Raw genomic sequence first — 12,465 nt, 5'->3', positions numbered from 1 at the left:
GCTTTGCACTTTTGATGGCGGGCGTTGCAGCTGCGCTGCTCGCCATCATGTGGCTGGGGTGGCGAAACCGCACCAGGCGCGACGCCGGGGTAGCGGCGGCGTCTCACGCGCTTACGGGGGCGGTGCTCGCGGAGTTTGGTGGCGTGCAATACGTCTCGACCACACTGCTCGGCCACGCGTTTGAGCGAGTAGCCGTCGCGGGACTGCGATACAAGGGGCTCGCCGATCTCACGGTGCGCACCGATGGTGTCTCGATCGCGGTGACGGGGGAGACCCCGGTCACGATTGGCAGCCAAGACCTGCTGGGCACCTCGCGCTCCAGTGGCCGTGTCGGTAAAGCTGTCGAGGCGGGCGGTATCTCGGTACTCGAATGGCGCAGCGCAGACGGTCGCGAACTCGAATCGGGCTTTAGGTTTGGCGGCCCTGCCGAACAGCGTGCCTTCGAAGACGCCATTGCCCAGGCCACCACTCATATTTCCAACAATCTCTCAGATACGACCCAGGAGGACGCGTGACTACGCAGACGACCGAAGTAACGGCGCCGCCGGCAGGTGCGGTGGCCGAAGGCCCCGCAGTGCTGGTGCTTGAAGACGGCACACGATTCACCGGTCGAGCGTACGGCGCAACGGGCCAGACCCTCGGCGAAATCGTGTTCTCCACCGGCATGACCGGCTACCAGGAGACACTTACTGACCCGTCATACGCGGGCCAGATTGTGCTGATGACGGCACCGCACATCGGCAACACCGGCGTGAACGACACCGACAAGGAGTCGCGTCAGATGTGGGCCGCAGGGTTCATCGTGCGCGACCCGGCACGCCGCATCTCGAACTTCCGGGCCGAGCGCTCGCTTGACGAGGACCTCGTCGCCGATGGCGTCGTGGGCATTTCGGGTGTTGACACCCGCGCCATCACGCGCCGCATCCGCTCGGCGGGCGCTATGCGCTCGGGCATTTTCTCGGGCGAAGCGTTCCACCTGAGTGACGACGAGCAGCTCGCGCTCGTCATCGAGCAGGCCGGCATGGACGGTAAGAACCTGTCAGAGCTGGTGACGACCCCTGCGCGGTATGACGTGGCTGTGGCCGAGGGTGTCGACCGGATCGGCACCATCGCGGTGCTTGATCTCGGCATCAAGCAGCAGTCGGTCACCTACCTGTCTGAGCACGGCTTTGACGTGGCCGTGCTGCCCGCATCGACCACGGCCGCCCAGTTGCGAGAGATCGCCCCTGATGCCCTGTTCTTCTCAAACGGCCCCGGGGACCCGGCCGCGAGCGACGCTCAGGTTGAGCTGCTTACCGAGATGCTGCGCGACGGCGTGCCCTACTTTGGCATCTGCTTTGGCAACCAGCTGCTCGGTCGCGCGCTTGGCCTCGCCACCTACAAGCTCCCGTTTGGTCATCGCGGCATCAACCAGCCCGTGCTCGATAAGACCACCGGCAAGGTTGAGATCACGGCCCAAAACCATGGCTTCGCAGTGGAAGCGCCCATTGAGGGCGAGTTCGACTCACCCGCGGGCTTCGGTCGCGTGCAGGTGAGCCACTACAGCCTCAACGACCAGGTGGTCGAGGGGCTCGAGTGCCTCGACATTCCAGCTTTCTCGGTGCAGTTTCACCCCGAGGCAGCCGCAGGCCCGCACGACGCCTTCTACCTTTTTGAACGCTTTGCAGATTCGGTTCGCGCGCACCAGCAGCGCGCAAACGCCGGCACCGAGGAGACCAACTAATGCCTAAGCGCACAGACATCAATTCCGTTCTCGTCATCGGCTCTGGCCCGATCGTCATTGGCCAGGCCTGCGAGTTTGACTACTCGGGCACCCAGGCCTGCCGCGTGCTGCGTGAGGAGGGCGTACGCGTCATTCTCGTGAACTCGAACCCGGCCACGATTATGACCGACCCCGACTTCGCCGACGCCACCTACGTCGAGCCCATCACCACCGAGGTGATCGAGTCGATCATCGCGAAAGAGAAGCCCGACGCAATTCTGCCGACGCTCGGTGGCCAGACCGCGCTCAACGCCGCCATGGCGCTGCACGAGCAGGGGATCCTCGAGAAGTACAACGTCGAGCTCATCGGCGCTAAGCCCGAGGCAATTCAGCGCGGCGAAGACCGCCAGATCTTCAAGGACCTCGTCATCGAGTGCGGCGCAGACGTCGCAAAGTCCTATATCGTGCACACGGTAGAGGACGCCGTCGAGTACGCCAAGGACCTCGGCTACCCGCTCGTTGTACGCCCGTCCTTCACCATGGGTGGTCTCGGCTCGGGCTTCGCGTACACCGAGGAAGAGCTGATCCGCATTGTGCGCGACGGCCTGCACTACAGCACCACCACCGAGGTGCTGCTCGAGGAGTCGATTCTTGGGTGGAAGGAATACGAGCTCGAGCTGATGCGTGACAACGCGGGCAACTCGGTCGTCGTGTGCTCCATCGAAAACTTCGACGCCGTGGGCGTGCACACGGGTGACGCGATCACGCTCGCCCCCGCGCTGACCCTCACCGACCGTGAGTACCAGAAGCTGCGCGACATCTCGATCGACATCATCCGCTCAGTGGGTGTTGACACCGGCGGCTGCAACATTCAGTTTGCAATCGACCCCAAGACGGGCCGCGTCATCGTCATCGAGATGAACCCCCGCGTCTCGCGTTCATCGGCGCTCGCCTCAAAGGCGACCGGCTTCCCGATCGCTAAGATCGCCGCGAAGCTCGCCCTTGGCTACCGCCTCGACGAGATCACGAACGACATCACGCAGAAGACTCCCGCAAGCTTCGAGCCGTCAATCGACTACGTCGTGGTGAAGACACCGCGCTTCGCGTTCGAGAAGTTCCCGGCCGCAGACGACACCCTCACGACCACCATGAAGTCGGTGGGCGAGGCGATGGCGATCGGCCGCAACTTCACAACGGCTCTGCAGAAGTCGCTGCGCTCGCTTGAGAAGCGCGGCAGCTCGTTCCACTGGGGCGAAGAGACCCGTACGGCTGACGAGCTGCTTGCTTCGATGAAGCGCCCCACCGACGGCCGCATCATCGATATTCAGCAGGCGCTGCGCCTGGGGGCATCGATCGAGCAGGTGTTCGCCGCGACCGATATTGACCCCTGGTTCCTCGACCAGATCGCTCTGATCAACGAGGTCGCAGACCGCGTGAAGGCGGCCGCACAGCTGTCGATTGAGCTGCTCACCGAGGCGAAGAACCACGGCTTCTCAGACGCACAGCTGTCGCAGCTGCGCGGAGTCAGCGAGTCTGAGATTCGGGGGCTCCGTCACGGCCTGGGACTGCGCCCCGTGTTCAAGACCGTTGACACCTGTGCCGGCGAGTTCCCCGCGCTCACGCCGTACCACTACTCGTCATACGACCTCGAAACCGAGGTGACCCCCTCTGATCGCAAGAAGGTCGTCATCTTGGGCTCAGGCCCCAACCGCATCGGTCAGGGCGTCGAGTTCGACTACTCGTGTGTGCACGCGTCGTTTGCTCTGTCTGAGGCGGGCTTCGAGACGATCATGATCAACTGCAACCCCGAGACGGTTTCGACCGACTACGATACGAGCGACCGGCTGTACTTTGAGCCGCTCACGCTCGAGGACGTGCTCGAGGTCATTCACGCTGAGAGCCAGACCGGCGAGCTTGTGGGCGTCGTCGTGCAGCTCGGTGGCCAGACGGCACTCGGCCTCGCACAGCCGCTCAAGGACGCGGGCGTTCCGATCCTCGGCACGACCCCCGAAGCGATCGACCTCGCAGAAGAGCGTGGCGCGTTCGCCGAGATCCTCGACCGCGCCGGCATCCTCGCTCCGCGCAACGGTACCGCCATCGACAAGGAGGGCGCGATTCGCGTCGCCGAAGAGATCGGCTACCCCGTGCTGGTGCGCCCGTCGTTCGTACTCGGCGGCCGCGGCATGGAGATCGTGTACGACACCGAGTCGTTGCACGGCTACTTTGAGCGCATCGCAGGTCACGCCCTTGTCGGCCCCGGCCACCCGCTGCTCATCGACCGGTTCCTCGACGACGCGATCGAGATCGATGTTGACGCCCTCTACGACGGTGAGCAGCTGTACGTGGGCGGCGTGATGGAGCACATCGAGGAGGCCGGCGTGCACTCGGGCGACTCCAGCTGCACCCTGCCGCCCGTTACGCTCGGCCATGCCGAGATCGCTCGTGTGCGTGAAGCGACTCAGGGCATCGCCGAGGGTATCGGCGTGCGCGGCCTGCTGAACGTGCAGTTCGCGATCGCTCAGGGCGTGCTCTACGTGCTCGAGGCGAACCCGCGCGCGAGCCGCACCGTGCCCTTCGTCTCAAAGGCACTCGGCATTCCGCTCGCCAAGGCCGCTTCGCGCGTGATGGCGGGCGAGACGATCGCCGAGCTGATCGACTCGGGGCTGCTGCCCGAGCGTGACGGCTCGCGTGTGCCCATCGATGCCCCCATCGCGGTGAAGGAGGCCGTGCTGCCGTTCCAGCGTTTCCACACGAAGGACGGCCAGGTCGTCGATTCGCTGCTCGGACCCGAGATGCGTTCGACCGGTGAGGTCATGGGCATGGACCGCGACTTCCCGACCGCATTCGCAAAGAGCCAGGCCGCCGCGGGCAGCGAGCTGCCCACCGAGGGCACCGTGTTCCTGTCGGTCGCCGACCGCGACAAGCGCTCGGTAGTGCTGCCTGCGCTGCGTCTGCAGGAGCTCGGTTACACGATCCTCGCGACGCAGGGCACCCAGGTGGTGCTCGCGCGCAACGGCATCAAGTCGCAGACCGTGCTCAAGCACTCGGCCCGCGCCGAGGGCGAGACGATCGTTGATCTCATCAACGGCGCACGCGTCGACATGATCATCAACACCCCTTCGGGTGGCTCGGCGCGCGCCGATGGCTACGAGATTCGCGCGGCCGCCGTGGCCGCAGGGATCCCGATCTTCACGACGATCTCTGAGCTGTCTGCAGCAGTGGGCGCACTGTCGGCCGCCGCTGTGAAGTTCGATGTGAAATCGCTGCAGGAGTACGAGGCTGACCGCGTGGCAGCCAAGGCCGCTCAGGCGGCACTGTGACCCACACCGTCACGTTTGGGGGGAGGCTCGCCGCGCAGTTCGCGGCGGGCCGCCACCTGTGCGCGGGCATCGACCCGCACACCGCGCTGCTCACTGAGTGGGGTGTGGCCGATGACGCTGCCGGGGCTGAGCGGATGGGCCGTGACGTCGTCGCGGCCGCCGCCGGCCGCGCGGCGTGCGTGAAGCCGCAGATTGCTCTGTTTGAACGCTTTGGTGCGGCGGGTTTCGCCGCGCTCGAGCGCGTCTTTGCCGACGCCCGCGCGGCGGGTCTGCTCGTCGTCGCAGATGTGAAGCGCGGCGACATCGGCTCGACGTTTGCCGCGTACGCCGACGCCTGGCTCACGCCCGGCGCGCCGCTCGAGGCCGACGCGATGACCGTCGTGGCCTACCAGGGCTTCGAGAGTCTCGCGGGTGGATTCGCGCACGTCGAGCAACACGGCAAGGGTATGTTTGTGCTCGCGGCCACCTCGAACCCCGAGGCGCGAGAGGTGCAGCGAGCGGTACGAAGCGACGGCCGTTCGGTCGCGAGCGCGATGGTCGCAGACGCTGAGGCGTGGAACGCTGCGCACCAGGTCACCCGCGTCGCCGCTGGTCTCGCGGCAGACACCGTCGGCTCGATTGGCGTGGTGCTCGGCGCCACCCTCTCTCTCGCCGACTTCGGCATCGAGACCGGCGCCCGCGCCGCTGGCCCGGCCCTGCCGGTGCTCGCGCCTGGCTTCGGCCATCAGGGCGCCCGCATTGAAGACGCGCGTGAGCTGTTCGGTGGCATCGGCGAGGCGCTGCTCGCGAACGAGTCGCGCAGCATTCTGCGCGGTGGGCCCGAGGGTCTTGCGATCCGGATCGAAGAGCGCGCGAACCTGATTCGCGCAGCGCTAGCGCAGTAATGCGCCGCAGCCCGTGAGGGTGCCAGTGCGAGGCGCCCGGTGAGGATTCTCACCGGGCGCCTCGCGGCGTAATGGCACCTGACCGGCCCAAAGAACGTGTATCGTGGTAGCGATGAGTGAGAAGACGCACCCGGGTGCTCACCCGATGCCCCCCGTCGATCGTGCGGCCGCGAGCCGTGCTGCGGTAGCTGCCCGGCAGGCCCGCGCCGACCTCAAGCGCAGGCTGCGCGCCGGCGAATTAACGCCGCTGCGCGTGCTCGAGCAGTCTCTCGTGCCGGGTACCCCAGCCGCGACGCTGCGCATCACCGATTTTCTACTGTCGTTTCCGGCCATTGGCGAGGTGAAAGCCGACCGTGTGCGCCGCGAACTCGACATCTCAGACAAGAAGCGGCTCGGCGGCCTTGGCAAGTTGCAGCGTGATCGGTTGACCGGTTTTGTGCGCGACCGCATGGGGGTCCAAGGCGTGAGCGATCGCCCGCCGCTGACGGTTTTGGCTGGGCCCACGGCCGTGGGCAAGGGCACCGTCGTGAGCTACATTCACGAGCACTTTCCTGAGGTGCGCCACTCGGTGTCGGCCACGACGCGTGCGCCGCGCCCCGGCGAGGTTGACGGCGTGCACTACTACTTCGTTGATGACGAAGGCTTCGACCGGATGCTTGCGAGCGGTGATCTGCTCGAGTGGGCAACCGTGCACAACAAGCACCGCTACGGCACGCCGCGCGGTCCCGTCGTCGAGGCGGCCGAGCGGGGCGAGATGATGCTCCTCGAGATCGATTTGCAGGGCGCGCGTCAGGTGCGCGCGAGCCTGCCCGAGGCGAAGCTGGTGTTTCTTGCGCCTCCCAGTTGGGACGAACTCGTGAACAGGCTGGTGGGCCGCGGCACAGAAGACGCCGAGGAGCGCGCGCGCAGGCTCGAGACCGCCAAGGTCGAGCTTGCCGCGGCCGAAGAGTTCGACGAGATCATCGTGAACGACGAGGTGCCTCGCGCGGCGGAACAGCTGCTCGACGTGATGCGCGGCGCACGAAGCACCGCCGCATGATCTTCGCACCCCAGGCGTTCGCGGCGCTTGCACTCGTGGGCGCTACCGCTGAGGACGCTGCCACCACGGGGCTGAACCCGCAACAGTTTTGGGGGATTCCGGTCGCCCTGATTGGGGCGGCCTTTCTCGCGTTCGGCGCCCAGTACCAGTCGCGCGGCCTCAACAAGGTCGAACGGCTCACTGGCCGCAGCGCCGGAGCCGGGCTGTCACTCGGGCATGTCCTCAGGTTGCTCTCGCGCCCCTCATGGGTGGTGGGCACGCTCTTGCTGGGCCTCGCGGTCGTGCTGCAGATCGGCTCACTGTCGCTGTCGCCGCTGATCGTGGTACAGCCCATTGGTGTGGTCGGCCTCGTGATCACTTCGGTGCTCAACTCCAGGATGAGCGGTCTACAGCTCGGCAAGCGCGCCCGCGCCTCCGTGGCCATGTGCGTGGCGGGTATCGTGAGCTTTGTCACGATCGCGGCGTTCACCGCCTCCGACCGGCCCGTCACCGACCAGAAGCTGATCACTATTCTGATCCTGTTTGGGGTCGTGTTTGCCGGTGTGGTGGTCACGCTCATCGCGCTGCGTCACCGCGCGATCGCGCTGCTCTACATTGTTGGCGCCGGTGTGCTGTATGGCTTCGTCGCGACATTCGCGAAGGCAGTGATCGGGCGTCTGCAGCAGGGCGAGTTTGAGTGGCTGACCTGGGCGTGTGTGGCCGCGCTCATCGTCGGCGCACTGCTCGGCATGGTGTATGTGCAAAACGCCTACTCGTCGGGCCCACCAGACCTGGTCGTGGCGGGCCTCACGGTCATCGACCCGTTGGTGGCGGTGCTTGTGGGCATCATCGTGCTGGGCGAGGCAGCCGGGGCCTCACCCCTCGCCGTCGCGGGGTTCGTGGTGTCGGGTCTCGTGGCGGTCGTCGGGGTGCTCGGGCTCGCCAAGTTTCACCCGCAGACGGGCCAGTCGGTGGTCGAGCGAGACGCGCAGGTGCGCTAGCGCGGGGCCCCGCGGCCCGGCCTAAACGCCGAGACCGTCGGGTCGTGTGCGATCCAAAACCGCCACGGAAAAGCGGGGCCGCCCGCCACACCCGCGACGCCCACGCGCGGGCCGCGCACAATGCGGCCCGCGTCAAAATCGCTGCCGCGCGGGGAGACCCGAAACGGCGGCGCGAACAGATCATGCCCGTCGTGGGTCGCACGGCTGAGCCCCAGGGCAGCAGCCACGTTGCCCGGCCCCCGCGCCAGCATACGCGCCTGGATCGCTGGGGCCGCGTGGGGGGCCGCGGTGCGCGGATCCGGAGCGTCTCTAACCGCGAGCGTGTGACCCACCCGGCCCTGTTTCAGCAGCCGGCGCTGCTCGGCGAGGCTCGCGCCCGCGACGATCTCACCCGCACGAATCAACACTCCAGAGGCGATGCCGTCGGGGGAGCAGACCATGTTGATCGCGTGGTGCATGCCGTAACTGAAGTACACGTATGCGTGACCCGGCGGGCCAAACATCGAGCCGTTGCGATCGGTGCGGGCGCGGCGGGCGTGGGACCCGGCATCGTAGGGGCCGGGCGCGCCCAGCCCGTGATAGGCCTCGACCTCGGTGATGCGCAGCGTGACTGCACCCTCGGGGGAGTCGACGGTCAGCGCCGCACCGAGCAGCTGCGGCGCCACCTCGAGGGCGGGCGGAAGAAAAAACGTACGGTCCACGCTTCCAGTGTCGCACCGATGCGCGCAGTACAGTGGGAGCGTGAGCATACAGTTTCCACCACCCATGGGCCCCGAAGACCCGAGCGATGCAGCCGCTGGTGCCTTTGGCGCGCCGAGGCCGCGCCGCCCGCGCACCGTCTGGGGGTACATCGTGGGCATCGCCCTGGTGCTCGCCGGGGCGGGTCTCGTCGTGTGGCCGGTATTCTCGGCGACCTGGCTGCTTGGCGTGCTCGTGGGCACCGCGCTCGTCGTCAACGCGATCGGATTGCTCACGCGCGGCGGGCCAGCCGTGATCGGCGGCGCCCTGCTGGGCATTATGGGCGTGTGCGCGTTCTTGCTGCCCGACGCCGTCGCCGTGGCGCTCGTGACGTTCGCGGGCATCGGGTTTCTCGCCCTCGGCGCGATCTGGATCGCGTTTGCCTCGCGCATCGTCGCGGCGGCCGCCGCGCGCACCGGGGGCAGCGGCTGGGGGCGGGCCTCGGCGCTCGTGCCCGGTGTGTTGCTCGCTGCGGGTGGCGTGATCGCGCTCGTCTGGCCGGATCTGGCCCTCGCCGTCGTGGCCGTCGTGGGTGGCCTGTGCCTGATCGCGCTCGGCGCGTTTATCGTCTGGGTGACCCGTAAGCTGCGCCGCGGCGGGCCCGCGTCGCAGACCACGATCATCATGTGATGGGGGAGCGGCCGAGGGTTCGTGCTCGGTTTGTGCGTTTTGAGTGCTCGGCTAGTGCTCGGTGATGTCACCGCTGATCATGTGCATCGTGAAGCGGCGCTGCGCAGTGTGCGCGCCGGCCGCTGCGGCGGCAGTCACTTCGAACGCAAGCGCCAGTGATTCTGTCTTAGCGTCGGCCGCTGTCACGACGTAGTTGCAAGTGAAACTGTGTGTTTCAGTCGCGGCTATTGGCCCGGTGGCTTGCACATCGGTATAGGTCGCTCCGCTTTGCAGGGCGAGTCTCACCTGCGCGGTTTCGGACCCGTAGTTGTGCAGCCGCCCGGCAAACGCGAGCACGTCGCCGGCCTTGAATCCCGTGATGATGGGACCGTAGTTGAGATCTTGCGACTGGCGGTTGGACAGGATCTGCGGGGCGTCTTCTGAGTAACCCTGGCCTACCTCTTTCCACGCCGCTTGGTCCCAATCTCCGTCGGTTTGCGTCAAGACATAAGTCTCACCGGTGCTGCGCCACGTCGCTGGCCTGCCAGGCGTCACCGACCGCAGCACCACGTCGAGGCGCACGTTCCCGGCTCGGGCGGCGCCCGTGTCGTGTGTGAGCTCTGACGTGGGCGAGGCCATCAGCTCGGTCGGATCCACGGTGACAAAAACGATTTCTTGATACCCCTGCCGCTCGTACAACACCCCAATCTGACCGTTGGGCAGCCGCGTGGCGGTGGAGTACTGGGAGCTGCCACCGCTGATTACGACGGCAAAGGGCCACGTGTCGCCGTTGTCCTGTGAGAGTTTCAGCAGGGTGTTGCGCCGCAGCAGCGAGTCATGGTTATGGGTAGCGATGAGCCAGTGGGTGGTGTCTGCCGTCACCAAGGAGTCGACGTTGGGCAGGCCGTCAAAACGCGCCACAGAACCGTTGTCGCTGGGATCGGGGAGTTCAGGGTGCGGCAGCGCGGGGGACCAGGTCGCGCCTCCGTCAGCGGAGCGTGCTGTCAGACGGTACGGGGTGGCGCGGGAGTGCAGTAGGAGCGAGCCATCAGCCAACGTGACGACCTTGTTCTCGTTGGCGCCCAGGACGAAACCTCCCATCGACCACGTCGCACCGTGATCATCGCTAAACGCGCTGGCGGCTTTAATTTCGCCCTCGTGCAGGAGCACGAACTGTTGCACCAGCCGCCCGGTAAATGGACCGGTGTGAATCTGGATTCCCGCCCCGGCGGCAGCAAATAGACCGGTGACCCCGTCGCCCTTCAGCATGTGCGTGAGCCTGCGGTGCTGCCAAGTTTCGCCGTCATCATCGGAGAAGCTCAGGTCGACGTGCTGAATAGCGTGCTCATCAGTGAGCCCCGGGGCGGCTTCGAAGAAGCCCGCGTGCGTGCCTGCGGCGTGGAACAGAAAAATGCGCCCGGTCTGCACATCGACCAGCAACGAAGGGTCCCCGTAGCCGTGGAGCCCGGTGCCCGTGCGCACCACCAGCTGTGGGCCCCAGCTGGCACCGTTATCGGTGCTTCGCCGTATGAGCAGGTCAATGGGATTGGGCAGGTCATCGAGATTCGGGCGCCCATCGTAGGCCGCAAGAAGCGTGCCGCGCACCGAGACGGCAAGGGCCGGAATGCGGTACTGGCGGTAGCCCGCCACCCCGCGACGAGCTAAGACTGCTTCTGACGGGGTAGGGCGCTCACTCACAACGTTTACTGTAGTGGCTTGGTAGGGCGGACGGGACTTGAACCCGTGACCGAACGATTATGAGTCGTGTGCTCTAACCAACTGAGCTACCGCCCCAAGACAACCCCTCCATCTTACTGGAAAGCCGCCTCCGATCTGCAAAGCCTAGCCTCACCTTGCTTGCGGGCGTGTCAAAAACGCGTAGCGTTAGGGGTGTTCGCACGTACGCGACCAACGAAAGGAACACTCAGATGGCCACCAAGCAGATCACCGTTCCCGCCGCCCAGGGCGACCTTCATCGCCCCTCAGGCGTTGCGCAGTACCTTACCCCGGTCGTGCACGACCTTGTGGCACTTGCCGTCAACGGCAAGCAGGCACACTGGCATGTACGGGGCGAGAATTTTATGGGCGTGCACGAGTTTCTCGATGTCGTTGTCGCGCACGCGCAAGATGCCTCAGACACCGTTGCTGAGCGCATTGTGGCGCTCGGCCTGCCCATTGATGCCCGCATTGGCACCGTTGCTGAGCGCACGACCACACCCGCCCTGAGCGATGGGTTTCAACGTTCGAGTGTAACTGTGCGCGAAATTGTGGCACAGCTCGATGCGACGCTCGAGACCGTCTACGCCGCGGTGAAGGGCCTTGACGACATTGATCTTGTGAGTCAAGACATCGTGATCGCGGTGGCTCAACAGCTCGACAAGGACCGCTGGTTCTTGGTGTCTCACTTTGCCGAGTAGCTCCACGCCTGGGTTGTGGGATGTTGTGGGGCGCCCTGAGGAGCTCACATAGGGCTTGCGGGCCAAAGCCCGTTTGTCTACAGTAGGAGAATAACCGGGGGAGTCGCTGCGACTGCCCCGGTTAACGACTACAAAGGAGTATTCTGTGAGCAAATTTGATGGACTGCTAAACGACACCTTGCCTGCGCTCAACTTCGAGTTTGAGACCGAGGGTGAAAACGCCGGCATTCCGACGCCTCCCAACCAGGGTGAGGGCTGTGAGCTTGTGGGCTCGCAGACCCAGAACGACACCAAGGTGCACATGACTCACGTGTGGTTTACGGCCGACGATGAGGCGCACCCGTGGGTCGGCGAGCATGTGCACGACTATGATGAGGTGCTCATCTGGACGGGCAGCGACCCCGAGAACCCACGCGACCTGGGCGCTCAGCTCACGATGACCATCGATGGCGAAGAGCGCGTTATTACCCAGTCGGGCTCGATCTACATTCCGGCGGGCACGAAGCATTGCCCGCTGAGCGTCGACCGCGTTACGCGCCCGTTCTTGTTCAACGCGCTGTCAATCGCGCCCGAGTACTCAGCGACGCCGCAGGTCGACTAGCGCACGCTAGTGAGTGCGCACTGACTAGCGCGCACCGATTGGCACACGCTGAGGGGCGGCGGCTGTTTGTTTGCGGCGGCAAAATCGCGCGAACAAACAGCCGCCAACCGGGCTCGGGTGCACTCCAGGGTGAAGTAACGATAATCTATATTATGTCAGCTCTAGGGTTTGACTA

The 12,465-nt window shown here is 65.7% G+C and carries 11 protein-coding genes and 1 tRNA gene; 9 read left to right on the top strand and 3 right to left on the bottom strand.

Annotated elements, in window-relative coordinates:
• Positions 1–14: 14 nt before the first annotated feature.
• The 6 genes from ACXR2W_RS09155 (at position 15) to ACXR2W_RS09130 (ending at position 7,925) form a co-directional block, all read left to right on the top strand.
• Positions 15–515 (top strand): PH-like domain-containing protein, encoded by a 501-nt coding sequence (locus tag ACXR2W_RS09155; protein WP_458812817.1) that lies wholly within the window; start codon positions 15–17, stop codon positions 513–515.
• A complete protein-coding gene (carA, locus tag ACXR2W_RS09150) occupies positions 512–1,723 on the top strand; it encodes a glutamine-hydrolyzing carbamoyl-phosphate synthase small subunit (protein ID WP_458812815.1) in 1,212 nt (403 codons plus the stop codon). The genes ACXR2W_RS09155 and carA overlap by 4 nt, the downstream gene beginning before the upstream one ends.
• Positions 1,723–5,022, top strand: coding sequence for a carbamoyl-phosphate synthase large subunit (gene carB / locus ACXR2W_RS09145; RefSeq protein ID WP_458812813.1), 3,300 nt, complete (start codon positions 1,723–1,725; stop codon positions 5,020–5,022). Before carA ends, carB begins: the two co-directional genes overlap by 1 nt.
• Positions 5,019–5,906 (top strand): orotidine-5'-phosphate decarboxylase, encoded by an 888-nt coding sequence (pyrF, locus tag ACXR2W_RS09140; protein WP_458812811.1) that lies wholly within the window; start codon positions 5,019–5,021, stop codon positions 5,904–5,906. The genes carB and pyrF overlap by 4 nt, the downstream gene beginning before the upstream one ends.
• A 112-nt stretch (positions 5,907–6,018) precedes the next feature.
• Complete coding sequence (gmk, locus tag ACXR2W_RS09135; protein ID WP_458812809.1) at positions 6,019–6,945, top strand: guanylate kinase; 927 nt, start codon at positions 6,019–6,021, stop codon at positions 6,943–6,945.
• Positions 6,942–7,925: a DMT family transporter gene (locus ACXR2W_RS09130; protein ID WP_458812807.1), complete on the top strand. Its 984-nt coding sequence runs from the start codon at positions 6,942–6,944 to the stop codon at positions 7,923–7,925. The genes gmk and ACXR2W_RS09130 overlap by 4 nt, the downstream gene beginning before the upstream one ends.
• Here the strand turns inward: ACXR2W_RS09130 and ACXR2W_RS09125 are convergent.
• Positions 7,922–8,626, bottom strand: a complete 705-nt coding sequence (locus tag ACXR2W_RS09125) for a DNA-3-methyladenine glycosylase (protein ID WP_458812805.1) — start codon at positions 8,624–8,626, stop codon at positions 7,922–7,924. The two genes, ACXR2W_RS09130 and ACXR2W_RS09125, sit on opposite strands and share 4 nt — an antisense overlap.
• Positions 8,627–8,666: 40 nt before the next feature.
• Between ACXR2W_RS09125 and ACXR2W_RS09120 the strand changes: the two genes are divergently transcribed.
• On the top strand, positions 8,667–9,293 hold the full coding sequence (locus tag ACXR2W_RS09120; protein ID WP_458812803.1) for a DUF308 domain-containing protein: 627 nt from the start codon (positions 8,667–8,669) through the stop codon (positions 9,291–9,293).
• A 51-nt stretch (positions 9,294–9,344) separates the two neighbouring features.
• Here the strand turns inward: ACXR2W_RS09120 and ACXR2W_RS09115 are convergent, their stop codons facing one another.
• Entirely contained in the window at positions 9,345–10,970 is a 1,626-nt protein-coding gene (locus ACXR2W_RS09115) for a sialidase family protein (RefSeq protein WP_458812801.1), read from the bottom strand.
• Positions 10,971–10,989: 19 nt separating this feature from the next.
• Positions 10,990–11,066, bottom strand: a tRNA-Ile gene (locus ACXR2W_RS09110).
• 134 nt (positions 11,067–11,200) lie between these two features.
• Between ACXR2W_RS09110 and ACXR2W_RS09105 the strand changes: the two genes are divergently transcribed.
• Both ACXR2W_RS09105 and ACXR2W_RS09100 read left to right on the top strand, forming a co-directional pair.
• Positions 11,201–11,689 (top strand): Dps family protein, encoded by a 489-nt coding sequence (locus tag ACXR2W_RS09105; RefSeq protein ID WP_458812799.1) that lies wholly within the window; start codon positions 11,201–11,203, stop codon positions 11,687–11,689.
• 145 nt (positions 11,690–11,834) lie between these two features.
• On the top strand, positions 11,835–12,290 hold the full coding sequence (locus ACXR2W_RS09100) for a hypothetical protein (RefSeq protein WP_458812797.1): 456 nt from the start codon (positions 11,835–11,837) through the stop codon (positions 12,288–12,290).
• The last annotated feature ends 175 nt before the right edge of the window (positions 12,291–12,465 follow it).

This window comes from Leucobacter faecis (genome assembly GCF_054456695.2).
This window is presented reverse-complemented; position numbering and strand designations above follow the sequence as displayed.

Excerpts from the sequence above, each read along its gene's own strand:
- ACXR2W_RS09105 (WP_458812799.1), top strand. The coding sequence starts at position 11,201 with ATGGCCACCAAGCAGATCACCGTTCCCGCCGCCCAGGGCGACCTTCAT.
- gmk (WP_458812809.1), top strand. The coding sequence starts at position 6,019 with ATGAGTGAGAAGACGCACCCGGGTGCTCACCCGATGCCCCCCGTCGAT.
- ACXR2W_RS09155 (WP_458812817.1), top strand. The coding sequence starts at position 15 with ATGGCGGGCGTTGCAGCTGCGCTGCTCGCCATCATGTGGCTGGGGTGG.
- carB (WP_458812813.1), top strand. The coding sequence starts at position 1,723 with ATGCCTAAGCGCACAGACATCAATTCCGTTCTCGTCATCGGCTCTGGC.
- ACXR2W_RS09130 (WP_458812807.1), top strand. The coding sequence starts at position 6,942 with ATGATCTTCGCACCCCAGGCGTTCGCGGCGCTTGCACTCGTGGGCGCT.